This window comes from Streptomyces sp. NPDC048297 (assembly GCF_043201585.1).
Lineage (GTDB): Bacteria > Actinomycetota > Actinomycetes > Streptomycetales > Streptomycetaceae > Streptomyces.
Genome location: NZ_JBICZA010000013.1, coordinates 176,796 through 200,575, shown reverse-complemented (window position 1 = coordinate 200,575; position 23,780 = coordinate 176,796). Strand labels below are relative to the sequence as shown.

General features: G+C 74.2%; 21 protein-coding genes and 1 tRNA gene. 13 read left to right on the top strand and 9 right to left on the bottom strand.

Annotation, left to right across the window (positions count from 1 at the left end; genetic code table 11):
- Positions 1-325: 325 nt before the first annotated feature.
- Positions 326-2,581 (bottom strand): GTPase, encoded by a 2,256-nt coding sequence (locus tag ACGFYV_RS17220; protein ID WP_393879194.1) that lies wholly within the window; start codon positions 2,579-2,581, stop codon positions 326-328.
- Positions 2,582-2,788: 207 nt separating this feature from the next.
- On the bottom strand, positions 2,789-4,396 hold the full coding sequence (locus ACGFYV_RS17215) for a dynamin family protein (protein ID WP_393879193.1): 1,608 nt from the start codon (positions 4,394-4,396) through the stop codon (positions 2,789-2,791).
- 271 nt (positions 4,397-4,667) lie between these two features.
- Here ACGFYV_RS17215 and ACGFYV_RS17210 point away from each other — a divergent pair.
- The 4 genes from ACGFYV_RS17210 (at position 4,668) to ACGFYV_RS17195 (ending at position 7,775) form a co-directional block, all read left to right on the top strand.
- Positions 4,668-4,740 (top strand) — tRNA-Arg (locus ACGFYV_RS17210).
- Positions 4,741-5,286: 546 nt separating this feature from the next.
- Positions 5,287-5,619: a hypothetical protein gene (locus tag ACGFYV_RS17205; RefSeq protein ID WP_393879192.1), complete on the top strand. Its 333-nt coding sequence runs from the start codon at positions 5,287-5,289 to the stop codon at positions 5,617-5,619.
- A 616-nt stretch (positions 5,620-6,235) separates the two neighbouring features.
- Positions 6,236-7,195, top strand: a complete 960-nt coding sequence (locus ACGFYV_RS17200; RefSeq protein WP_393879232.1) for a D-2-hydroxyacid dehydrogenase family protein — start codon at positions 6,236-6,238, stop codon at positions 7,193-7,195.
- A 235-nt stretch (positions 7,196-7,430) separates the two neighbouring features.
- On the top strand, positions 7,431-7,775 hold the full coding sequence (locus ACGFYV_RS17195) for a chaplin (protein ID WP_393879191.1): 345 nt from the start codon (positions 7,431-7,433) through the stop codon (positions 7,773-7,775).
- Between the two features lie 156 nt (positions 7,776-7,931).
- Here ACGFYV_RS17195 and ACGFYV_RS17190 read toward each other — a convergent pair whose 3' ends face one another.
- The 6 genes from ACGFYV_RS17190 to ACGFYV_RS17165 all read right to left on the bottom strand — a co-directional run bounded on the left by ACGFYV_RS17190 (position 7,932) and on the right by ACGFYV_RS17165 (position 11,692).
- On the bottom strand, positions 7,932-8,798 hold the full coding sequence (locus tag ACGFYV_RS17190; RefSeq protein WP_393879190.1) for a tyrosinase family protein: 867 nt from the start codon (positions 8,796-8,798) through the stop codon (positions 7,932-7,934).
- On the bottom strand, positions 8,782-9,273 hold the full coding sequence (locus ACGFYV_RS17185; RefSeq protein WP_393879189.1) for a tyrosinase family oxidase copper chaperone: 492 nt from the start codon (positions 9,271-9,273) through the stop codon (positions 8,782-8,784). Before ACGFYV_RS17185 ends, ACGFYV_RS17190 begins: the two co-directional genes overlap by 17 nt.
- 199 nt (positions 9,274-9,472) lie before the next feature.
- Positions 9,473-9,988, bottom strand: coding sequence for a hypothetical protein (locus ACGFYV_RS17180; RefSeq protein WP_393879188.1), 516 nt, complete (start codon positions 9,986-9,988; stop codon positions 9,473-9,475).
- Between the two features lie 211 nt (positions 9,989-10,199).
- Positions 10,200-10,703 carry a DUF5949 family protein gene (locus ACGFYV_RS17175; RefSeq protein WP_393879187.1) on the bottom strand — a complete coding sequence of 168 codons (504 nt, stop codon included), beginning with the start codon at positions 10,701-10,703 and terminating at the stop codon, positions 10,200-10,202.
- Between the two features lie 251 nt (positions 10,704-10,954).
- Positions 10,955-11,245 carry a hypothetical protein gene (locus tag ACGFYV_RS17170; RefSeq protein ID WP_393879231.1) on the bottom strand — a complete coding sequence of 97 codons (291 nt, stop codon included), beginning with the start codon at positions 11,243-11,245 and terminating at the stop codon, positions 10,955-10,957.
- 207 nt (positions 11,246-11,452) lie between these two features.
- Complete coding sequence (locus ACGFYV_RS17165) at positions 11,453-11,692, bottom strand: chaplin (protein ID WP_393879186.1); 240 nt, start codon at positions 11,690-11,692, stop codon at positions 11,453-11,455.
- Between the two features lie 213 nt (positions 11,693-11,905).
- Between ACGFYV_RS17165 and ACGFYV_RS17160 the strand changes: the two genes are divergently transcribed.
- From ACGFYV_RS17160 to ACGFYV_RS17120, 9 genes are all read left to right on the top strand, one after another.
- Positions 11,906-12,445 carry a hypothetical protein gene (locus ACGFYV_RS17160; RefSeq protein ID WP_393879185.1) on the top strand — a complete coding sequence of 180 codons (540 nt, stop codon included), beginning with the start codon at positions 11,906-11,908 and terminating at the stop codon, positions 12,443-12,445.
- A gap of 91 nt (positions 12,446-12,536) precedes the next feature.
- On the top strand, positions 12,537-13,823 hold the full coding sequence (locus ACGFYV_RS17155; protein ID WP_393879184.1) for a glycosyltransferase: 1,287 nt from the start codon (positions 12,537-12,539) through the stop codon (positions 13,821-13,823).
- Entirely contained in the window at positions 13,820-15,241 is a 1,422-nt protein-coding gene (locus ACGFYV_RS17150) for an exopolysaccharide biosynthesis polyprenyl glycosylphosphotransferase (protein WP_393879183.1), read from the top strand. Before ACGFYV_RS17155 ends, ACGFYV_RS17150 begins: the two co-directional genes overlap by 4 nt.
- A 3-nt stretch (positions 15,242-15,244) precedes the next feature.
- Positions 15,245-16,747, top strand: coding sequence for an O-antigen ligase family protein (locus ACGFYV_RS17145; RefSeq protein WP_393879182.1), 1,503 nt, complete (start codon positions 15,245-15,247; stop codon positions 16,745-16,747).
- Entirely contained in the window at positions 16,744-18,552 is a 1,809-nt protein-coding gene (murJ, locus tag ACGFYV_RS17140; protein ID WP_393879181.1) for a murein biosynthesis integral membrane protein MurJ, read from the top strand. The genes ACGFYV_RS17145 and murJ overlap by 4 nt, the downstream gene beginning before the upstream one ends.
- Positions 18,536-19,459: a polysaccharide deacetylase family protein gene (locus ACGFYV_RS17135; RefSeq protein ID WP_393879180.1), complete on the top strand. Its 924-nt coding sequence runs from the start codon at positions 18,536-18,538 to the stop codon at positions 19,457-19,459. The genes murJ and ACGFYV_RS17135 overlap by 17 nt, the downstream gene beginning before the upstream one ends.
- On the top strand, positions 19,456-20,631 hold the full coding sequence (locus ACGFYV_RS17130) for a glycosyltransferase (protein ID WP_393879179.1): 1,176 nt from the start codon (positions 19,456-19,458) through the stop codon (positions 20,629-20,631). Before ACGFYV_RS17135 ends, ACGFYV_RS17130 begins: the two co-directional genes overlap by 4 nt.
- Entirely contained in the window at positions 20,628-21,284 is a 657-nt protein-coding gene (locus ACGFYV_RS17125) for a lipopolysaccharide biosynthesis protein (RefSeq protein WP_393879178.1), read from the top strand. Before ACGFYV_RS17130 ends, ACGFYV_RS17125 begins: the two co-directional genes overlap by 4 nt.
- Positions 21,281-22,498: a GNAT family N-acetyltransferase gene (locus ACGFYV_RS17120; protein ID WP_393879177.1), complete on the top strand. Its 1,218-nt coding sequence runs from the start codon at positions 21,281-21,283 to the stop codon at positions 22,496-22,498. The genes ACGFYV_RS17125 and ACGFYV_RS17120 overlap by 4 nt, the downstream gene beginning before the upstream one ends.
- Here the strand turns inward: ACGFYV_RS17120 and ACGFYV_RS17115 are convergent.
- A complete protein-coding gene (locus ACGFYV_RS17115; RefSeq protein WP_393879176.1) occupies positions 22,495-23,772 on the bottom strand; it encodes a glycoside hydrolase family 26 protein in 1,278 nt (425 codons plus the stop codon). The genes ACGFYV_RS17120 and ACGFYV_RS17115 overlap by 4 nt on opposite strands.
- Positions 23,773-23,780 lie beyond the last annotated feature (8 nt).

Sequence of the window (23,780 nt, the reverse complement as noted above, 5' to 3'; positions counted from 1 at the left end):
CCCTCCCGTACGGCTGTGTCCGGGACCAGACTGCCCCCGCACCGGCCGAGCCCGCCGAGCGCTGTGGACGGTCTCCGGGCTGTGGAAATCTCCCTCACCCGCACGAGGGACCCCCGCCCATCAACCGCTCATCCGTCCCGTGAGCAGGTACGACGCCGCTGCCATCTAGACGCCACTGCCATCAACACGCACGAACGACCCGGCGGATGCACCACCGAGTCGTCCCACCGCCGCCAAGCCCCGACGCCGTGCCCCACCGCCGCCGAGCCCCCGACACGCCCCCGTTCGCCGCGCCTGCCCCGCCCCACCCGTACGACGTCGTACGTCAGCCGGCCCGCACCACCCGCCCGTACTGCTCCCGGACCTCCCGGTACCGCAGCAGCTCCGCCGCCAGCGGATCCAGCACCCTGGCCCGGCCGCAGCCGGCGGCGGCCTCCCGCAGTCGTCTCTCCGCGTCCAGGCCGTACCTCTTCGCCGGCCCCCGTGCCGCCATCCGGCAGCCCCACTCCAGCAGCGGGCCGCCGACGATCCCGCACAGCATCAGCAGCACGGGCACACCGAGGTTGGGCGCCATGACACCGGCGATCTGGCCCGCCAGCCACAGGCCGCCGACGACCTGGAGCAGTGTCATCGCCGCCTGGACCATGACGGCCACCGGCCACCACCCGGGCCGGGGCGGCCGGCCCGTCGGCACGCTCGCCCCCGCCGCCAGCTCGTCCAGCGCCTCGGACAGGCCCTGGGAGCCGCGCAGGGCCGCCTCGCGCACCGCCAGCGCCCAGGGCGCGGGCAGGCCGGCCGAGGCCCGGTCGGACACCGTACGGACCGCCTGCTCCACGCGCTGGCGTGCCGTGGCCTCCTCGTCGGCGGGGGAACGCACCGGCAGTCTGCTCGTGGGCGCTCCGCCGCGGTCCTGGTACCAGCGCCACAGCCGTAGCCAGGGCGTGCCGCAGGCGCGGTTGGCGTTGCGCAGCCAGGCGCGTTCGGCGGCCTCGCCGGCCGCGGTGGCGCCCACCGCGTCCGCGAGCCGGGCGGAGAACTCCTCCCGCGCGTCCTCGGTGAGGCCGGCGCGCCGCCCGGTGGCGTACACGGGCCGCAGCCCGGCCGCGGCGGAGTCCACGTCGGCCGAGACCCGGCGTGCCGGCGCGCCGCGCTCCTTCACGAACTGGCCGAGGGCCTCCCGTAGTTCAGGGATACCTGTGCCGGTGAGCGCGGACAGCGGGAGCACGGTGGCGCCCGGTTCGCCGTGCTCGCCGAGCGCGATGCCGTCCTCGTCCAGCAGCCGGCGCAGATCGTCCAGGACCTGGTCCGCGGCGTCTCCGGGCAGCCGGTCGACCTGGTTGAGGACGACGAACATGACCTCGGCGTGGCCGGCCATCGGCCGCAGATAGCGCTCGTGCAGGACGGCGTCGGCGTACTTCTCCGGGTCGACCACCCAGATCACCGCGTCGACCAGCTTCAGGATCCGGTCGACCTGCTGGCGGTGCTGCACGGCCGCGGAGTCGTGGTCGGGCAGGTCGACCAGCACCAGCCCGCGCAGCTGCGCCTCCGCCTCCGCGCTCTGCAGCGGCCGGCGGCGCAGCCGCCCCGGGATGCCGAGTCGGTCGATGAGGGTCGAGGCGCCGTCGCTCCAGCTGCACACGATGGGCAGCGCGGTGGTCGGACGCCGTACCCCGGTCTCCGAGATCGCCACTCCGGCGAGGGCGTTGAACAGCTGCGACTTCCCGCTGCCGGTGGCTCCCGCGATGGCGACGACGGTGTGCTGCCCGGACAGCCTGCGCCGCGCGGACGCCTCGTCCAGGACGTGGCTCGCCTCGGCGAGGGTACGGCTGTCCAGCCGGGCGCGGGACAGCCCGACGAGTTCGCGCAGGGCGTCGAGGCGGGAGCGCAGCGGGCCGTCGTACGCGAGGGGCTCCACGGCACCCCCGGCCGAGCCGGTGCGGGCGGAGGCGTCGAGTACGACGGCTCGCTCGGCGGCGAGGGCGGCGGCGTTGCTCTCGGTCACGCGCCGGGCGATGAGACCGTCGTCCCAGCTCTCGGCGGACTCGGGGTCCGCGTCCGGGCCGGAGCCGGGGGAGGATTGCGGGGCCGGATCCTGGGCGGATCGCGGGGCGGGATCCTGGACGGATCGCGGGGCGGGATCCGGGGCAGATCGCGGAGCGGATCGCGGGGCCGGGCGGGCGTCGACACCGGCGGCAGCACCGCCTGTGCCGCCACCCTTGGCACGGGCGGCTCGGTCGCCCTTGGGCACGCGCGCGTGCCGTTCCCCGTCCGCGGAATCCGCTGCGGCGACCGCGTCGACCGCGTTGGCAGCATTGGCCGCATTGGCCGCGTCGGCCGCTTCCGCAGAACCCGCCGGATCCACGGAAGCGGCTACGCCCGCCGGCTCTCCCGAGCCGTCGGCGTCGACGTCAGCCGCGGTTTCGACCCCGATCCCGGTCTGCGTACGGACCTCCACACCGCCCTCCGTACGTCGTACCTGCGTGCCCTCCCCACCCGAACGGCCCTCCCGGCCGCCCCCGGTACCGGAGTCCGCTCCCCCGAGGCCGTCCACGTGCTCGGAAACATGCTCGTCCGGTTTCATCTGCCTCACGTCGCCCAAGCGGCCCATGCGATCCAGGTGACCCAAGTGATTCGTGTGGCCCGAGTCGTTCATGTGATCCGCACCCAAGTGATCCATGTAGCCCGTGTCGTCCGTGCGATCTGCGTCATCCATGCAATCTGCGTGATCTGCGTGATCCGTATGCTCCGTGCGCTCCCTGTGTTCCTGGTCAGTGACGGCGGTCACCGGTCACCTCTCCTTCTGCAGTACGGACAGCGCGGCGATGAGTTCGGCCTGGGGCTCGGCCTGGACGTCCAGGGCGTCGAGCGGGGCGAGGCGGCGCTCGCGTTCGACGCGCACGACGCGGTCGACGTGCTCCGTCAGCAGGCGTCCCGCCCGCTCGCGCAGCCGCATCGCGCCGCGCGGGCCCATCCGCTCGGCGAGCCGCTCGCCCGCGACACGCGCCCGGCGCCCGCCCAGCAGCACCGTGGCGACGAGGGCGGCGACGGACTCGGGGTCGGGCGCGGCACCGCGTTCGAGCTCCCGCACCTCCTCCTCGGCGTACTCCTCCAGCTCGCGTCGCCAGCGTCGTACCGCGATGCCGATGCGGTGCTCGGCGCTCTCCAGGGAGGGATCCCGTTCGGAGAGTCCCGGGGCGCCGGCGGCCGGTTCGCGCCGCCAGGCCTCGTCGATCCGCTCGTCGGCGGCGGTGACGGCGCACAGCAGCAGCGCGGCCAGGCTCCCCACGAGGGCGTCGAGCAGTTCGCCCGCGCTGCAGTCCAGCGGATAGGCGCGCCAGCGTTTGAGGGCGTCCCCGGCGAGCACGGCCCCGGACTGCAGCCGGCCTCGTACGCGCGCGTGCTCGCTGTCGTAGGCGCCGTCGACGGCGGAGGTGAGGCGGAGGGCGGCCGCGTACTGGGCGGCGGCTGCGCTGGCCAGCTCGGGCATGCGGGTTTTCAGCGAGTCCAGGATGCCGTACGCGGTCCGGGCCATGACGTGCTGGCGGGACGCGGGGTCCTGGGCGTGCTGCACGAGCCAGGTGCGCAGGGGTGCCACGGCGGTCAAGGGGAGCAGGCCGCCGCCCCAGGCCGACTCGGGCAGCTCGGGCACGGTGAAGCGGGGCAGGTCGCCGAGGCCCGCCTTGGTGAGCAGGGCGGCGTACTGGCGCGAGACCTCCGAGACGACCTGGTGGGGCACCCGGTCGAGGACGGTCACCAGGGTGGCCCGGTACTCCTTGGCGGTGCGCAGCATGTACCAGGGCACGGCGTCGGCGTAGCGGGAGGCCGTCGTCACCATGACCCAGATGTCGGCGGCGCCGAGCAGCTGGGCGGCGAGGACACGGTTCTCGGCGACCAGGGAGTCGATGTCGGGGGCGTCGAGCAGGGCGAGCCCGCGCGGCACGCTGTCGGCGGTCTCGACGCGCAGCACGCGCGCGGGATCCTCACCGGGGAGCGGAAGGTCGTCGCCGCGCTCCCGGTGGGGCACCCAGGCGCGGGTGAGGTCCGGGAGCACGCGCATGCCGCTGAACCAGTGATGATCCTCCGGATGGCAGACCAGCACCGGCGTCCGGGTCGTCGGACGGAGCACGCCCGCCTCGCTGACCCGCCGTCCCACCAGGGAGTTCACCAGGGTCGACTTCCCGGCGCCGGTGGATCCGCCCACGACGGCCAGCAGCGGGGCCTCGGGCGAGCGCAGCCTGGGGACCAGGTAGTCGTCGAGCTGAGCGAGCAGTTCGTCGCGGTTGGCACGCGCGCGCGGGGCTCCCGCGAGCGGCAGCGGAAAGCGTGCGGCGGCGACACGGTCGCGCAGCGCGGAGAGTGTGTCGAGCAGCTGAGGCCGTACGTCCAAGGTCACCACATGCGAAGAATGCCCAATTTTAGGGGAATTCTGAAGCATATAGACATGTCTGCGCGCCGACGGAACAGAAGGGATGGAAGGGACGACCGGGACGCGGGCACAGCTCAGGCATAACGAGTGCACAACACCCGGTGCGTCGGACGCCAAAAGCGGTGCGCGATTCGTACCTGCCTGCGATTATCGGGACCGCTTCACCGAACCTCCACACCGAGCCACGGAGGCGAAGCGACCGGGCCAGGGAACGGTGAGCTTTATCCTTGTCCCGCACCAGGCCCCCGTAGCTCAGTGGATAGAGCAGGTGCCTTCTAAGCACTTGGCCGCAGGTTCGAGTCCTGCCGGGGGCGCCCACTCCTCATCCTCCTTCGGGAGGGCTTTTTTGCTGCTCAGGGCAGGTGCGGCAGCACGCGGCAGAGCGCCGGACTCCCCCGACGATCATGGGGAGGCTCCGCAGGCCCGGATCGGGCCGCCTCGTCGCCATGGAAGCAGCCCTGGCCGTCCACCACCCCGCGCCCAACCCCGCCGGATCGCCGCCGATCGCAGCGGGTCCCCCGAACAGAGGCCGCGCATCGTTACCGAAGGCATTGGGCCGTTCGAAGGAGTCGGGGCGGCGAGATCGCCGAGCGTGCCACGGGGCGTCAGCCGCTTCGTTTCCTGCTCGCGGCATGGTTCGGAGCCTGGGCGGGCGGGCGCCAGGGCCGCTCCCCCGGTGTCGATGGCCCATACAAGGGAGAGTTACGGATATATCCGTCCTTTGTAACGCGAATCCTTTCGCGGGCCTGGTGCCGTGGCGGAGGGCCACAGTGTGGGGCCTCGGCACCCAGCCGGGAAATCAGGATCACGCGCCCGGCCTCAACCAGGGGCGGGGCGCACGAACGTGAGGTGACAGATTCATGTCTGTTTCTCGTACGACGGTCCGTCTGATCGCCGCCTTTGTGGCTTCGGGCGCCCTCGTCGGCGCGGCCGCCATGCCGGCCCTGGCAGCCGGAGGCGACCATGACCGTGACAACGGGAGGAGTTACTCACACAGCCGCTGGGACGGCCACCGCCACGACAGTCACTTCGGCGACTGGGATCGGGACCGGGGTCGGGACCGGGACCGCGACCGGGACCGGGACCGCGGCTGGTACCGGGATCGGGACCAGGACCGGCGCCACGGCTGGTACAGCGACCGGTACCGGGACGACCACCGCTACCCCGGCCACCGCCACCTCGGCCACCGCTAGTCCGCCTCGGCGGCTGGGCCGTCACGCGGAGGGCGACCAGACCCTCTGCCACCCGTCGCCATAGTCGGCACAGCCGTCTCACCCCGCCGGAGGGCCGAAGACCATTGCTCGTGGTCTTCGGCCCTCCGGCCATGTGACGCGATCAGGCGGAGAGAACCGGTCTGACATGCCATTCGAGGGCCCGCATCGAAGACACCATGCTCGCTCAGGCGGTCACGCGTGAGGTCAGCCGAACCCCTGCCGATACGCGTGCCGGTCGGGGAGGGATCCCGGCAGTGGACGAGCCGAACCGTCCAGCGCCGGGTGCTGCTGGTGATCCACAACGTCACCTCGGCCGGGCGCCTGCTGGATCTACTGCCGCTGTTCCACGACGGCTTTCGCGTCCAACTGCTGGTCACATCGACCGGGTCCTCCGCGTTCCAGGACGGCGTGCGCGAGCTCATTGCCGAGCTGGAGCTTCCCGAGTCGCCATGGGAGCAGGCACTTTCGAAACTTCCCTTCCTGGCACGAAACATGCGGTGGGTGACCCGGGCGCGGCCCTCACTACAGTCACCCCCAGGTGGGACAGGTGGGCCAGGTGGAACAGGTGGGCCAGGTGAGGCAGGAGGGAGACGACGTGCGGCTTCGTTGTGTGGTGCTGGACGACTTCCAGGGGGTGGCCACCGAGGTGGCCGACTGGACGGTGCTCGGGGACCGGGTGGAGGTCGTCGCGCTGCGCGGGCACCTCGACGGCGAGGACGCCCTCGCCGCGGCGCTCGCCGACTACGACATCGTCGTCACCCTGCGCGAACGCGTCCCCTTCCCGGGCTCGTTGATCGCCCGGCTCCCCCGGCTGAAGCTGCTGATCGCCTCCGGGACGCGCAACAGCGTCATCGACTACGACGCCGCCGAGGCGCACGGCGTCACCGTGTGCGGTACGGCGAGCGCGTCGACGCCTCCGGTGGAGCTGACCTGGGCGCTGCTGCTGGGCCTGGCCCGGGGGATCGTCGAGGAGAGCAACGCGCTGCGCTCCGGCGGGCCCTGGCAGTCCACCGTCGGCGCCGACCTGCACGGCCGCCGGCTCGGTCTGCTCGGGCTCGGGAAGATCGGCAGCCGGGTGGCGCGGGTCGGGCTCGCCTTCGGCATGCGCGTCAGCGCCTGGAGCCGGAACCTCACCGAGGAGCGGGCGCGGGAGGTGGGCGTGGAACTCGCCCGCAGCAAGGAGGAGTTGCTGGCCGGCAGTGACTTCGTCTCCGTCCACCTGGCCCTCGGCGACCGCACCCGGGGCCTCGTCGGCGCCGCCGAACTCGCCCTGATGAAGCCGACCGCCTACCTGGTCAACACCTCCCGGGCCGCGATCGTGGATCAGGACGCCCTGCTGGCCGCGCTGCGCGAGGGCCGCATCGCGGGCGCCGGCGTCGACGTCTTCGACACCGAGCCGCTGCCCGCCGGCGACCCCGTGCGCACCGCACCGCGCCTGCTCGCCACACCCCACCTCGGCTATGTCTCACGCGGCAACTACGCGACGTACTACGGCCAGGCGGTGGAGGACATCCAGGCCTGGCTCGCGGGCTCCCCGGTACGACGGCTGCCCTGAACCGTTGCCCTGGCCCGTTGCCCTGATCCTCCGCCCGATCCGCTGGGCCCTGCCCGCCGCCCCGGTCCGTGCGCGTACGGCCAGGTGGGGGACCCGATCCGGTGTGCCGCGCGTGGAAAGGGTGATCCGGGCGCGATCACCGTGACCAGCCCCGTACTGCGCCGTTGAACGGGAAGTGCGGCGAGCGGGTCCTGCCGCCGGTACGTCCCGAGCAACAAGCAAGAAGGAGAACGTGATGTCTCGCATCGCGAAGGCAGCCGTCGTCGCCCTCGGCACGGGCGCCGTGGTGATCGGTGGGGCCGGGCTGGCCCTGGCCGACAGCGGCGCCGCGGGTGTGGCCGCCGGTTCGCCCGGCGTGCTGTCCGGCAACCTGCTCGAGGTCCCGGTCCACGTCCCCGTCAACGTGTGCGGGAACACCGTCGACGTGATCGGCCTGCTGAACCCGGCCTTCGGCGAGCAGTGCGCCAACCAGGGCGACGGCCTGAGCACCCCCGGCACTCCCGGTACCCCCGGCACCACCGACAACCCGGGTACCCCGGGCGGCTACGGCGACAGCGGCTTCAGCGGGTACGGCAACTGAACAGCCCCGCGGACGTGGGAAGGGCCCCGGCACCTCGTGGTGCCGGGGCCTTCCCACGTCCACCGGCCACGCCCAGGGTCCGCCGGCCGCGTCCGGCGGACCGGGCGTACCGGATCGGCCGTACCGGATCGGGCGTACCGGCTCAGGCCTACCGGCTCAGGCGTACCGGTAGATCCCGCTCACGTTCTCCAGCGAGTCCGGGGTGACGCCCCACGGTGGCAGCTTCTCGTGGCGGGCGACGACCCGCCGGTGCTGCGCGTCGCCGGGCCCGGGGGGCTCGGCGGGCAGGTAGCGGTGGCTGCTGTGGGCGCGCTGCCACCGGGACCACTGCAGGTCGAGGAAGGCGTGATGCAGCCAGAACACCGGGTCGTTGACAGACGCTCCGCCGAGCATCACGCCACCGACCCAGCGGTGCACCCGGTTGTGGTTGCGCCAGGAGGCGCTGCCGCTGCCCGTGCCCCAGCCCTCCAGCTTGTTGCGGAAGCCGCGCGTGACCGTGGAGTTCCAGGGGGCGACGTCGTAGACGGGATCGTCCAGGGCCCCTTGCAGTTCGCTCCTGGTGGGCAGGGCGAGGGGGGCGGCGGCGCGGCCCAGGTCGCGGGTGAGGAACCTGCCGTCCGTGATCCCGGTCTTGATGGGCCAGTGCCCGGCCGCGTAGGCGAACGGACCGGTCGTCACCTGCCGGTCGGAGCGACGCCCGTTGCCGCCGAGCAGGTCCTTCGTCCAGGGCACGGACGTCGTCCTGCGGTCCCGGGTCCAGTCCCAGTACGGCACCGTCACCGAGGAGTCCACGCGCCGCAGGGCCCGCTCCAGCTCCAGCACGAAACGGCGGTGCCAGGGCAGGAAGGAGGGGGTCATATGGGCGGTGCGCAGGCCGTTCTCGCCGTCGGCGGTGTAGTAGTCGATGTGCATGCGCACGAACTCGTCGTACTCACCGCGCCGTTTCAGCTCCAGCAGAGCGTTCACGAACCGCCGGCGCTCGGAGGCGGTGAGCGTGCTGACGTTCTTACGCACGTACGCCATACCCACCCCCCGCGCTCCCGGTCACGGACTCGTCCATGCGCATGCCGGCGTGCCCGCCCATCGGCTGTCCGTCCATCGGTTGCCCGTCCATCGGCTGGCCACCCATCGGCTCCCCGCCGACCGGGCCGGGCGCGAGGTCGAGCAGCCGCTGGCCGGGGCCGATCTCGTCGACGGCCGCCCGTGTCGCCTCCAGCGGCGTCCGGTACGACGTGTAGTGGTCGATCATGCTCATCCAGCTGCCGTCCGCCCGGCGCATCAGGTGCAGCAGGCGGCCGTCGACGGTGATCTCCCAGTCGCCGTCGACCCGCTTGCGGCCCGCGACCGGCACCAGGTAGCCCTGGATACGGCGGCCCCGGTAGACCTCGTCGAAGGAGGTGCCCCCCGGTCCGTACGACGACACGGGCAGGGGGCGGGAGGCGGCGACGACCGGCGCGAGCGCCAGGGCCGCGACGGAGGCCAGCAGCCCTCGCGCCACCTCCCTCCGTGACACCGACGCTCTCCCGAGCCCCGCTCTGACCTGCCGCTTCGCGCCCACCGCCACACCATCGGCACCGACGACCATCACTCACTCCTCGTCCGGGATCAGATGTCCGTACCGGTAACCGCCGCACCGCGGTCGGGGTCACCACCGGGAGGGCCATCCGGTGGTACGACGGCTCTGTGCGCGAGGTCCGCTAGAGGCCCGGCCCCATGACCAGGTCGGCGGCCGGGACCGTCCGCAGGACGGGGGCGATGACGCCGGCCTGGGGGAGCTTGAGGTCCGGGAGTCCGAAGTTGTCGCCCCTCGGCCGGGTGAGCGGGGCGTCCACGGCCAGTCCCGGGGCGAGGGCGTGCAGGTCGGAGGCGGGGGCGTCGAAGCCGACGTGGTCGAAGCCGTCCCCGAGGACGTGCGGCAGCGGTGCCCGCAGATGGGCGCCCGGCAGCGCACCGTTCAGCGGCACCTGGGGCAGCGTGCGGTCGGGAAGGAGCCGGCCGGTGACGAAGCGGGGGCCTTCGGGGGCGCCCGGCGACAGCAGCGGCACCTCCAGACCGGCCTCGGGCACCTCCATGTGCAGGGACCGGGAGACGCCCTCCAGCGGCACGGGAACGGGGACCGTGCCGACCGCGGCTGCGGGGGTGGCTGCGGCACCCACGGCGGCCGCGACGCCCGTGACGACGGCGGCAAGGGTTCCTCGGGTGGTCGACTTCATGTCAGGTACGGTCCCTTTCAGGATGCGGGAATTCGACGTCCGTACCGCGTAACGAGCCGGAAAACGCCGTCAGCACACAATTCGCCCGACTGCAGCAATAGTCAGCTCACCGAAAGCCTGATCTTCGGCGGTCGGCTCGTCCAGAAGTCCCACCAGCGGGTGAGCACCAGCAGCAGCCCGAACTCCCTGCCGCCGGCCAGGGCTCCGGGCATCAGCCGCGCAGGCTGCGGGCCGGCAGGATCACGTGCGCGGCGGCGGTCAGGGTCTCCTCGGCCCCCGCGAAGTCGGCGAGGGCGGCTGCCTCGACGGGGCGGCCGGGGGCGGCCTCGGGCCAGGCGCGGGTGGTGAAGACGAGGTAGGCGTAGCCGCGTCGGGCGACCGCGGCGAGCCACTCCGGCGGCGCGTCGGCCTGCGCGACGAACTGCGGCATGTTGACGACGGCCTGGCCGGCCTCGACGAGCAGGGTGACGGGCAGGCTGGGCCTGGCGGTGCCGTCGACCGGGTTGCCGCCGACCGGCAGCCCGTTGTCCGCCAGCATCTGGTGGACCGCGGCCGCGGTGGCCTCGGGCCCGCCCTCGGTGTCCCCGAGGGAGTAGGCGAGCAGATACGGCATGTCGGTGCCGTCGGGGGCCTCGCCGCTCCAGGCCAGGACGACGAGGGTGCCCAGGGAGGCGGCGCGGACGGCGGGGCGGGCTTCGCTTGAGGTTGAGGTCACCGCGCGACCCTATCGACGGGCCGTGCCGCGACCGGGGGGCTTCTCACCCTTCCGGACGAGTGCCGGGGGGCGCTCCACACGATCGAGCGAAGCGGGGTCGAACACGCCGGGGGCCGGTGCCGCGGTGTGCGGGGGCGACGGTGCGCGGGCCGCAGTGCGCGGGGACGGCGGTGTGCGAGGACGGCGGTGTGCGAGGACGGCGGTGTGCGAGGACGGCGGTGTGCGGGGCCGCGATGTACGGGGCCGCGGTGTCAGCTCTGCAGGGGCAGGCCGCCGAGCAGCGGGTTGTGCTGGTTCAGGGCGGTGGTGGCGCCCTTGACCGTGCTGAGGACGGAGTCCTTGTTCTCGGTGTCGAGCGCGTCGGACTGGTGCTGCAGCGGCATCACGTCGCGCACGGTGAGGCCACCCGAGGTGAGGCGGTTGACGCCTCCGTTGAGGCTCATCGGCGCCACGTCGGTGGTGTTGTAGGCGAACGCGGGCGCGGCGACGCCGGCGAGGGCCACGGAACCGGCAACGACAGCGGCGGCCTTCAGGGACTTCATCATGTTCCTTTCTTCGGCAACTCACGTCACCCCAGAGATTTCTGACGCCCCGTTCAACGACTTTCCGCCGGGCCGGAAACCCCGGCCGGGAGAAGACATATGAGATCCCTTCGGGTGAGCGGTTTCTCCGCGCCGGGCAAGCGAACCGGCCGCCCGCCCGCTGACGAAGCGCGGGCGGACGGCCGGCCGAAGGGTTGCGTCCCGAGGTCAGTCGGTGACGCAGGTGCTGCCGAACCCCGGGTTCAGCAGACCGATGACGTCCACGGTGTCGCCGCAGAGGTTGATCGGAACGTGCACCGGGATCTGAACGGCGTTGCCCGACAGCACGCCCGGCGAGTGGGTGGCGAGGCCGGAGGCGCCGGAGTCGGCGGAGGCCATACCGGCACCGCCGGCGACGGCCGCGACGGCGGCGGAGGTCAGGACCAGACCCTTCGCGAAACGCGACATGGAGAGGTGCTCCTTGGAATCGACACAAACATCGGGCGAATGCCCGGCGTTGTTGTCAACGCGGCGTTCTCCCCGGGGTTGTGCGGCCAATGGAGTGATCTCCCCGGGGGCGACCTTCACATTTCCGACACACTTGCGCCGAATCCACCCATTGGTACATCTGGTCACTAATGTTGCCGACCTCTCCCGTACGTGCGAAAGGCACCGCCGGCCATGCGCAATTCCCTGGACCCGCTGCCACGTACGACGGTGAGCGCCGGCCTCGCCACCGGTCCCGCCGGGCTCTGCGCCCCCGGCGGCGACCGGGGCGGCGGCCGGAACCGGGACCGGAACCGGGATCGGGACCGGAACCGGGACCGGAACCGGGACCGGGATCGGGACCGGAACCGGGACCGGGATCGGGACCGGGGCCGCGCGGGCGATCCGCGCACGCTCCGGCCCGCACACGGCGACCGCACCCCTCTCGCACCGGGCGCCACCCCCCGTCCCACGGACGGCGTACGCCCCACCACGATCGGTGCGGCGGAGCGCGTAGGGGCCCGGCGGATTCCGGGCTACGTCCATGCGTCCGGCCGGGTCCCGGATATGTCCGATCTTCGTCCGGGCCGGCGAGGCGGCGGTGACCAGCCGGGCTCGCGGCTCGTTTCCCACGCGGACCCGGCAGGGCCCGGCGCACCCCGCGCCGTCGCGGACGCCGCGAGCATCGCGGACATCACGAACGTCGCGGACGCCGTGGACGCCGCCGCGCAGTGAGGCGCGTTCCCGGCCGCCGCGCCGAGCGGCCCCTGCCGGTCCCGCGCGCCCCCTGTCGTCCCGAGCGCCCCGTGAGCGAGGTAACCCGCGAATGCACCAGCCAGTACCCGAATTCCGGCCACGGGTCCTGCACCTCGCGCAGCCCGTCGACGGCGGAGTCGCCCGGGTCGTACTGGATCTCGCGCGGGCCCAGCTGGCGGCCGGTCTGCGGGTGACGGCCGGCTGCCCAGGCGGCGAACTGGCCGCAGGCCTGCGTGAGTTGGGAGCCGACGTACGGGAATGGCGGGCCGACCGTTCGCCGGGTCCCGGTCTGCCGGGCGAGGTACGGCGGCTCGCGCGTCTGGTCGACGCGGTACGGCCCGAACTGGTGCACGCGCACAGCGCCAAGGCCGGGCTGGCGGCCCGGCTCGCCGTGCGCGGACGGATCCCGACCGTGTTCCAGCCGCACGCGTGGTCGTTCGAGGCGGTCGACGGGACCACGGCCGCACTCGCCCTGCGCTGGGAGCGGTGGGGGGCGCGCTGGGCGCACCGGGTGGTGTGCGTCAGCGAGGCCGAGCGCGCGACGGGTCTGCGCGCCGGTGTGCGCGCCTCGTACACCGTCGTCCCCAACGGAATCGACCTCACCCGCTTCCCCCCCTTCTCGCCCTTCTCGCCCTTCTCGCCCTTCTCGCCCTTCTCGCCCTTCTCCCCCGCCCCCGTCCGCCGCTGCCTCCCACCGGAGTTCGCCGCCGCCCCGCTGGTCGTGTGTGTCGGGCGGCTGTGCCGGCAGAAGGGGCAGGACGTGCTGCTGCGGGCCTGGGAGCAGGTGTTGCGCACGGTTCCGGACGCGCGGCTCGTGCTGGTCGGCGACGGGCCCGACCGGGACGCGCTGCGCCGACAGGCCCACCCCGACGTGCTGTTCACCGGCGCGGTCGCCGATCCGCTGCCCTGGTACCGGGCCGCCGACCTGGTGGCGCTGCCCTCGCGCTGGGAGGGCATGGCGCTCGCCCCGCTGGAGGCGCTGGCCTGTGGACGGCCCGTCGTCCTCAGCGATGTGGGCGGCGCCCGCGAGAGTCTGCCGCCGGCCCTCGCGGCGCGCTGCCTGGTCCCGCCGCAGGACGCCGCGGCGCTGGCCGGGGTGGTCGCCGCCCTGCTGTCCGACGCACCGCTGCGCGCGGCCCTCGGCGAACAAGGCCGCCGGTACGTCCTGTCCACGCACGACGTGCGGCACACCGCCGCGAGGATCGCGGACCTCTACCGCGAACTCCTCGCCGCCCGGCCCTCCGTGCCAACGCCCGCGCCCGTACCCGTACCCATGCCCGCGCCCATGCCCACGCCCGCGCCCATGCCCTCCGAGTGCAGGGAGTCCACCGAGTGCAGGGAGTCCACCCCCTCGTGACCGCGGAAAGCACCGCCCCCTCCCCCGGCGCGCAGCCCCTGGATCCCGGATTCCCGCCCGTCTCGGTCCTGCCGGCCCGCCCCGAACGCGGCTTCCGGTTCCCGCTGCGCCGGCCGCCCGCGCGGCCCGCCTCGCCGTTGCCGCTGCTCGCCGCCGACCTGGGCGCCGCGCTGGTCGGCGCCACGGCCCTGGACGAGGCCGCGCACCGCCCGCTCCAGGTCGCCGCGCTGCTGGGCGTGGCGCTGGTGCTGCGTCCGCGGGCCGGGCGGGCGCTGCCCGGTGTGCTCGACGAACTGCCCGCCGTCTGCGGCCGGACCGCGGTCGCCTGGCTGGCGCTCGCCGCGCTGCTCGCCGCCCACGATCCGGCCGTCGCCCTGTCCGCCGGCACCCTGTTGCTCGGCTGGGCGCTGCACGCGGCGGCGGCCTGCGCGGGCCGCGGTGCCGTGCGCCGGCACCGCCGGGCCACGCAGGTGCGGCGCCCCCGCACGGCGCTGGTCGTGGGCCCGGCGGCGACCGCCCAGCGGGTGGCGGCGGCGCTGCTCAGGGATCCGCGCTGCGGGGTGCGTCCGGTGGGCGTGGTCACGGACCGCCCGGTCGGCAGCGGCGGGCTGCCCGTGCTCACCACCGGCGAGGAGGTGGAGCGGGCGCTCATCCAGAACGGGGTGCGGGCGGTGCTCACCGTCACCTCCGACGTACGCGCCGAGAAGGGGCCGCTGCTGCGGGCGCTCGTCGAGTCGGGCTGCACGGTGTGGGAGGTGGACGCGGACTGTCCGGCGTACGAGATGCGCGACCAGCTCGCCGGGTTCTCCGTCCGGCATCTCGATCTGGGCTCCGGGCGGCGCGGCGGCCTCGGTAAGCGGCTGCTGGACGTGGTGGTGTCCGGGATCCTGCTCGTCCTGGCGAGTCCGGTGCTGCTGGTGTGCGCGGTGGTGCTCCGGCTCACCGGCGGGCCGGGGGTCGTCTTCCGGCAGGAGCGCATCGGCGAGGGCGGGCGCCCCTTCACGCTGCTGAAGTTCCGCACCCACCGCCCGGTCGACGAGCACGAGGCGGCGACCCGGTGGAGCGTGGCGGGCGAGCGGGAGATGAGCCGCTTCTGCCGCCTCCTGCGCACGGCCTCGCTGGACGAACTGCCCCAGCTGTGGAACGTCTTCCGGGGCGACATGAGCCTGGTCGGACCGCGCCCCGAACGCCCTTATTTTGTACGGCAGTTCAGCCAGGCCTATCCGGGATACGCGGCCCGGCACCGCATGCGGGCCGGCATCACCGGCCTCGCCCAGGTCAACGGACTGCGCGGCGACACCTCCATCGAGGACCGCGCCCGCTACGACAACGCCTACATCGACACCTGGTCGCTGTGGCAGGACGTCTGCATCCTGCTGCGCACGGCGGCCGCGCTCGTACGGTCCACGGGGAGCTGACCGATGAGCCTGCCCCTGCCCCTGCCCCTGCACCTGCCCCTGGACCGGCACCGGCCGTTCAGGCCGTCCCCGGTACTGGCCGTGGTCGCGGTGGTCGCGCTTCTGGCGCTGCCCGTCTCCCCCGCCGGGGACGGCGGCGCGGGCCCGGCCGACGCGATGTCCGCCCTGGTCGTCGTGTTCTGCGTGGTACGACTGCTGCGCGCGCGCCGGCGTCCGCTGACCCCGGCCGCCGCCGTGATCCTCGGCCTGCCCGTGGCCGGGTTCGCGCTCGCCGCGATGGGCGCGGTGTCGCCGGCCGAGGGGATCGCGGGCCTCGGCCGCTATCTGCAGGTCTTCGTCCTGGTGCCGGGCGCGGTGCTGCTCCTGGTCCGCGACCGGCGTGACTTCCGGCTGCTGGCCTGGTCGTTCGTGGGGCTCGCGCTGTGGCAGGGGGCGATCGGCGTCGAGCAGTACCTCACGCGCACCGGGGCGTCGTACCAGGGTGAGGACATCCGCGCGGTCGGCACGTTCGGCGCGCAGGACGTGATGGGCATGGCGACGGTGGTGTCGCTCGGGCTGCTCTGTGCGACGGGGCTGGCGCTTGGCCGCTCCGCGAAAGCCGCTCCCGAAAATTCCGGGGAGTCAGGGAAGACCGGGGAGTCAGAGAAGACCGGGGAGTCAGAGAAGACCGGGGAGTCAGAGAAGACCGGGGAGTCAGAGAAGACCGGGGAGTCAGAGAAGACCGGGGAGTCAGAGAAGTCCGGGGAGTCAGGGAAGTTCGGGAAGTCGCCGGCCCGGGAGCGCGCGGTCGCGACCGCCTGCGCACTCGCCCTTCTGCTGCCGCTGGCCCTGTCGTTCAGCCGGGGCGCCTGGATCGCCACCGCCGTCGCCCTCGTCCTGCAACTGGCGCTGTCCGGACCGCGCCGGGCGCTGAAGGTGGGCGCGGCCGTGGTGGCGGCGGGTGTGGTCCTGGTGGGGGGTCTCGGGGTGGGTACGGCGATGCTTCAGGAGCGGATCGACAGCATCACCCGGGTCGCCGACGCCCCCGACCAGTCCGTCACCGACCGGTACACCATGTGGGCGGCGGCCACCGACATGTGGCGGCAGCACCCGCTCACCGGCGTCGGATTGAAGGGCTTCCCCGAGTACCGGGACGGGCACGCCTCGCTCGCGCTGTCCTCGGGCAGCGACACCGAGGGCGCCGGCGCGGCCTTCCGCAGGCAGCCGTTGCTGTCCCCGCACAACATGTACCTGCTGGTCCTCAGCGAGCAGGGGCTGATCGGACTGCTGTGCCTCGCGGGCGGCTGGCTCGCGCTGCTCGTGTGCGCGCTGCGGGGGCTTCGGCGGGGCCGCCGCTCGGGCCGGGGCCGGGAGTGCGCCCTGGTCGGCTGCGGCCTGCTGGTCTGGCTGCTGGTCGACTTCGCCTACGCCGACATCGGCGGCCCGTCGACGGTCCTGACGGGGGTCGCCCTCGGGCTGGTGGCGTGGTGGTCCCTGGTGGGCACCGAGGAGGCCGCGGCCCGATGACACTGCCCCCCACCCCCCGCCACGCCACCGGCCCGGACACCGAAACGGCCACCGGCCCGAGCCCCGGCCTGGATACCGGCACCGACACCGCTACTGGAACCGGTGCCAGTACCAGTGCCGGCACCACCCCCCGCCGGGCGGACGACACCGCCGAGCACACCCCCCTCACCCCCCGCTTCCTCGCCAGGGCCACCCTCCTCACCGCCTCCCTGACCGTCGCGGGGGCGCTGCTCGGGCTGGTCCGGGACCAGTCGCTGGCGCGGCTGTTCGGGGCCGGACGGGACACCGACGCGTTCCTGGTCGCCTGGACCGTGCCGGAGTTCGCGGCCACGCTGCTGATCGAGGAAGGGCTGGCGTTCGCGCTGATCCCGGCGTTCAGCAAGGCCCTGGCCCGCCGTTCCCAGGGCGCGTCCGGCGACCCCGTACGGTCCCTGGTGGCCGTCACCCTGCCCCGGCTGGCGCTGGCGTTCACCGCCGTGGGCGCGCTGGTCGCCGTGGCCGCGCCGCGGCTCGTCGGGGTGCTCGCACCCGGTCTGCCGGATCCCGCGCTCGCCGTGGACTGCACCCGGCTCACCGCGACCTGCGTGCTCAGCTTCGGTCTCGCCGGATACGGCAGCGCGGCCCTGCGCGCCCACCGCCGCTATCTGGCACCGGCCGCGATCTACGTCGTCTACAACGTCGGCATCGTCACGGCGATGTTCGCCCTGGGCGGCGCCTGGGGTGTGCGGTCGGCCGCGTTCGGGGTCGCGGCGGGCGGGATCCTGATGGTCCTGACCCAGCTTCCGTCTCTCGTACGGCAGTTGTGCACCAGGCCACCGGCCGCTCCCACCCGGCCGACCACCGACACCGAGACCAATGCCAGCACCAGCTCGGACATCGGCACCAGCACCGGCACCGACACACAGCCGCTGAACATCCTCCTCATGGCGTCCGTGGTGCTGTTCGCGCTGTGCCGGCAGGCGCAGGTGCTCGTCGAGCGGTTCCTCGCCTCCAGCCTGCCCGCCGGGGCCATCTCGCACCTGAACTACGCCCAGAAGATCGCGCAGATCCCGATGACGCTGTCCACGATGCTGTGCACGGTCACCTTCCCGGTGGTGGCGCGGGCCCTGGCCGAGGGCGACACCGAGCGGGCCCGCGCCCGCGTGGAGCGGGACCTCGCGGTGGCCTCCGGTGTGGTGCTGCTCGGCACCGCGGCGGTCCTGGCCTGCGCCCCGCAGATCGTCGAACTCCTCTTTCAGCGGGGCGCGTTCACCGCACGAGACACCGCCGCGACGGCGGGCGTGATACGGGTGTACGCGCTCGGTCTGCTCGGCCAGACCCTGACCGGCGTCCTGGTCCGCTCCTACTTCTCGGCGGGCCGCGCCACCTGGTACCCGCTCGGCGCCATGGCCGCCGGCATCGTCGTGACCTGCTGGATCGGCGCCGGCACGGTCGGCTCCTGGGGAGTCACCGGGATCGCCGCCGCGAACGCCGCCGGCATCACGCTCACCGCCGCGCTGCTGCTGTGCGGCATGCGCTCGGCCCGGCACGGCAGGCCGCGCGGGGTGCCCGTCCGCACCGGGCACGTACTGCGCGAGCTGAGCCGCCCGCTGTGCGCGGCGGTGGCGGCCACGGCTGCCGGGACGCTCGCCGCGAGCGGGCCCGCCGCGCCCTCCGCGCCCGTCGCCTCTCTCGCCGCCGGAGGCCTCACCGTGACCGTCGTGTTCGTCCTGCTCGGCTGGGCCCTGGGCGCCCAGGGCTTCGCACCCGCTCTCCGTTCCGTACGCACCCGCACCCGGAGGCTCGCCCATGCCGTCTTCCGCTGAGCCGTTCAAACCCGCACAGCCGCCCGCACAACCGTCCGCACAACCGTCCGCACAACCGTCCGTACAGCCGTCCGTACAGCCATCCGTACAGCCGTCGGCGCAGCCCTCCGCGGAGTCGTCCGCGGTGCCCGGCCCCCGTACCGGCCCTCTCACCGCCCCCCGCACCGGCTCCCCCAGCCGCCCGCCCCGGCCCGGCCCCGCCCCGTGGATCGCCATGTACCACTCGGTCGGCGACTGCGCCGACGACCCGTACCGCGTCACGGTCTCCCCCGCCCGCCTGGAGCTGCAGTTGCGCTGGCTGCGCGGGCGGGGCCTGAGAGGGGTGTCCGTCGCGGAGCTGCTCGCCGCCCGCGCCCGGGGCGCGGGACGCCGTCTGGTGGGGCTCACCTTCGACGACGGCTACGCCGACTTCGTCACCGACGCCCTTCCCCTGCTGGCCCGTTGGGACTGCACGGCCACCCTGTTCGTCCTGCCCGGCCGGCTGGGCGGCGACAACGCCTGGGACCCGCTGGGCCCCCGCAAACCGCTGCTCACCGCCGACGGCATCCGGCGCGCCGCCCGCGCCGGCATGGAGATCGGCTCGCACGGCCTCACCCACGTCGACCTGACCCGAGCCGACGACACCGCGCTGCACGCCGAGACCGCCGGCAGCCGCGCCCTGCTGGAGGAGCTGACGGGCACCGCGGTCACCGGCTTCTGCTACCCGTACGGCACCGTCGACCGGCGCGCCCGGGACGCCGTACGGGCCGCCGGTTACGCCTACGCCTGCGCCATCGACCCCGGCGGGCTGAGCAGCCCGCACGTCCTGCCCCGTGTGTACGTCGGGCAGAACGACACCGCCGTACGCCTGCTCCTGAAGTACCGGCTGCACCGGCTGCGCCGCCGTCCCGTCGCGGGGCTGCGATGAGGGCCCTGCACGTCATCACCGGGCTCGGGGTGGGCGGCGCCGAGCAGCAACTGCGGCTGCTGCTGCGGCATCTGCCCCTGACGTGCGACGTGGTGACGCTCACCGACCCCGGGCCGGTCGCCGACGGGCTGGCCGCCGACGGGGTACGGGTGACACACCTCGGCATGGCCGGCAACCGCGACCTGACCGCACTGCCCCGGCTGGCCCGGCTGATCCGGCGCGGCCACTACGACCTCGTGCACACCCACCTCTACCGGGCCTGCCTGTACGGCCGGATCGCGGCCCGGCTCGCCGGGGTCCGCGCGGTCGTCGCCACCGAACACTCCCTCGGCGACTTGCAGATGGAGGGCCGGCCGCTCGGCGCGGGCGTGCGCGCGCTGTACCTGGCCGGGGAGCGGCTGGGCCGGACCACGGTCGCGGTCTCGCCCACGGTCGCCGAGCGCCTCGCCCGCTGGGGCGTGCCCGGCCCGCGCATCACGGTCGTACCGAACGGCATCGACCTCGCCCGGTTCCGCTTCGATCCGGCGCTGCGGCTGCGCACGCGGGCCGTACTCGGGCTGCCCGAGGACGCGTTCGTCATCGGCGGTGTCGGCCGGCTGGCCCCCGGCAAGCGCTTCGACGTCCTGCTCGACGCGCTCGCCCGCCTCCCGCGCGAGTGCCGGCTGCTGCTGGTCGGCGGGGGCCCCGAGGAGAGCGCGCTGCGGCGTGGCGCGGTGGCGGCCGGGGTCGCCGACCGGGTGGTGTTCGCCGGCGAGCGGCCGTACGCCGGCGACGGCTCGTCCGGCCCCGACCTGCCCGCGCTGACGTCCGCGATGGACGTGCTCGCCTCGCCGTCGCCTGAGGAGGCCTTCGGCCTGGCCGTCGTCGAGGCGCTGGCCGCCGGGCTTCCGGTGCGCTACACCTCCTGCCCCGCCCTCCAGGACCTGCCGCCCGAGGCCGCCCCGGACAACCCGGCAGCCCCGGACGCCCTGCGCGTCCCGTGCGACCCCGGCGCGTACGCCGCCGCGCTGGCCGGGGTCCGGGCCGCCGGGCCCGGCCCGCGCGCCGCCCCGCAGGCGGCCCGTCACTACTGCATCACCCGTAGCGCCGCCCGGCTCATGGACGTCTACGCCACGGCGCTGGCCCATCCGGCTCCTTCGTCCCGTTCCCCGCAGAAAGCCGTCCCGTCATGACCGACAACACCAACCGGCGCCGCCGCACCTCCCGTCTCGCGGGCGTCCGAGCCCTCCCTCCCTGGTCGCTGGTGGCGGCCGGCGTCCTCGCGGGCGGAGTGCTGGGCTGCGCGTACGGCGTGCTGACACCGCCGACGTACACGGCCACCAGCTATGTCATCGCCGTACCCACCGACCGGTCCGACACCGCCTCCGCGCTCGGCTTCGCACAGGCCTACGGCCGGGTCGCCACCGACCTGGCGGTGCTCGGCGACGCCCAGGCGCGGGCGGGCGTACCGGTGGCCACCCTGCGCGACAGCGTCCGCACGGCCACCTCGCCGGACGCCCCGATGGTCGCCGTCTCCGCCACCTCCGCGCACCCCGGCCGGGCCGCCGACATGGCCAACGCGGTCGCCGGTTCCCTGACCCGGCGCGCCGACGCCGCCAAGGCCGGCACCCGCGTCGAACTCCTGTCGTTCTCGCCCGCCGTGCGGCCGACCACGCCGACGTCGGCCTCGGCGGGCGTGACCACCCTGGTCGGGGCGAGCGCGGGCGGGCTGCTCGGCGCTCTGGTGCTGCTGGTACGGCCGGGACGCCGCCCGCAGGACGAGCCCGTGCGCGCGGCCTCGGTACCGGGCCCCACCCTCGCCGCCGACGCACACCGTTCGCGGTGACCGCCACGTACGCGGCGCGCACCAGGGCGCGCACCGGACAGTCCGCGCCGTCCGCACCCGCCGGCCGGCACGGCACCGGACTCGGCACCGGGCTCGGCACAGGACTCGTCACCGGACTCGTCACCGAATGCGTCACCGACGAGGCGGCCTTCGCCGCGCTGGCCCCGGCCTGGGGCCGGCTGTACCGGCGGTGCGCCTCGGCGACCCCGTTCCAGACTCACGCCTGGCTGCACTCGTGGTGGCAGTCGTACGGCGAGCGGGGGCGGCTGCGGCTGCTCCTGGTGCGCTCGGGCGGCGACCTGGTCGCGGCGGCCCCGCTGATGCGGGCGCGCGGCCCGCTGCCCGCGCTGGTGCCGCTGGGCGGCCCGATCTCCGACTACGGCGACGTCCTGCTGGACGACGCCGACGACGGGCGCGCCGCCACCGCCCTCACCGCCGCCCTCGCGCACGCGGCGCGCACGGCGCTGATCGACCTGCGCGAGGTGCGGCCGGGCGGCGCGGCGGAGAAGGTCTACGACCGCTGGTGCGGGCCCCGCCGACGGGTGCGGGACTCGCTGTGCCTGGAGCTGCCCGCCGTGCCCATGGACGGGCTGCTCGCCCGGCTGCCGTCGGGCAAGGCCCAGCGGGTGCGCGCCAAACTCCGCAAGCTGGCCGCGCTCGACGTGACCCGGCAGGTGGCCGGCCCCGCGGACGTGGACGCGGCACTGCGCCGGCTGCTGGAACTGCACCGGCTGCAGTGGCAGGACCGCAAGGTGACGACCGAACATCTGCGACCCCGCTTCCACGAGCACCTGGTGCGCGCGGTGGGACCGATGGTCCGCTCCGGGGACGCCGTCGTCACCGAGTTCCGGATCGGCGCGGACGTGGTCGCCGTGGACCTGACGCTGCTGTCCCGGAGCCTGGCCGGCGGCTATCTCTACGGCGCCCATCCGGGGCTGCGCGAACGCAAGGCGGACGTGGCCGTGATGCTGCTGGACGCGTGCGGCGAACTCGCGGCGAACGCCGGTGCGGGCGCACGCGGCGCGCTCAGCCTGCTGCGCGGCGACGAGCCGTACAAGCACCACTGGCGCCCCGAACCGGTCGCCAACCAGCGGCTCCTGCTGGCCCGCCGGCGCACCGCGCCGCTGCTGTCCGCCGCCCTCGCCGACGCCGCCGCCCGGCAGCGGGGCAGGGACGTGCTGCACCAGTGGCGGGAACGCCCCGTGTCCGGCTAGCGGGTGGGTGACCACCAGGCGAGGCGGACGCAGAGCCTGCCGCCGATCCAGTACTCCACCCAGTCGCTCAGGTCCAGCGGCGAGCAGCCGGCCGGATGCCGCGGGACGGACTCCGGCGCGGGCACCGGCGTGGCGGGCGCGACCGGGGTCGGCGTCGCGGTGGGGGCCGTGGTCGGCGTAGACGTGGGGGTGGGCGTGGAGGTGGGGGTCTCGGGTGCCGGGGCCGGGGACGGCTGGTCGGTGAGGCGGCCGTACAGCGCGGAGCGGTAGACCTGGGACGACCGGGGGTTGGCGGAGCACTGCCACACGCCGTGCGGGCAGTAGTCGGTCAGCGTGTTGTACAGCGGCCGGTGCGCGTCGATCCAGTCGAGCATGCGCCGCATGTAGTCGGCGTTGTCGCCGTTGCGGAAGAGTCCCCATTCCGGGTAGGAGAGGGGCTTGCCGTGGGCCTTCGCGAAGTCCACCTGCTGCTGGAGGCCGTAGGGCTCCGTCACCTGCTCGTCGAACGTCACTCCCGCCGGCTGGTCGTAGGAGTCCATGCCGACGATGTCGACCATGTCGTCGCCCGGATAGCACTCGGTCCAGGGGACGGCGTCCCGGCCGCGGCTCGGCGCGAAGTCGAACCGGAACCGCTGGCCCGGCACCGACCGCATGGTGGTGACGATCCGTCTCCAGTACGTCTTCCAGGCCTGCGGGTCCGGTCCGCAGCGATGTGTGTAGGTGATGCCGTTCATCTCCCAGCCGAGCACGATCACCGTGTCCGGCACCCGCAGCTGCACCAGCCGCCGGGCCAGCGCGCGGAAGTGCCCGTCGAACTGCCCGGCGGCGCCCTGCCGCAGCAGCGCCGACACCTCGGGGTCGGGCAGGTTGTCCTCGTTGCGCTCCTGCATGGGCACGTTGAGGACAAGCGTGCGGTCCGGCTTCTCGCGCCGCCAGTACGCCCACGCGTCCAGGAACCCGGGCTCGCCCTCGATGTCCCGCCAGCGGTCGCCGGGCAGATAGGTGTGCGCGACCTTCAGCTCGGTCCCGCCGAGCCACCGGCTCAGCTCGGCCATGCGGGCGATGCCCATGGGCCCGGAGTCGAGAAAGGCACCGAAGGGGGGCAGCGCCTTCGGTGCCGGGGGCGAGACGGTGGCCGAGGGGACGGGCGGGTCGCCGGCCCGCGACGCTCCCGCCGCGAATCCGGAACCGGTGGCCAGCGCGACGGACACGGTGAACGCCACCGCGGCCATGGTCAGCCGCCAGGGCCGGGGCCTTCGCCTCTGTGGAGCCATGACCGCTC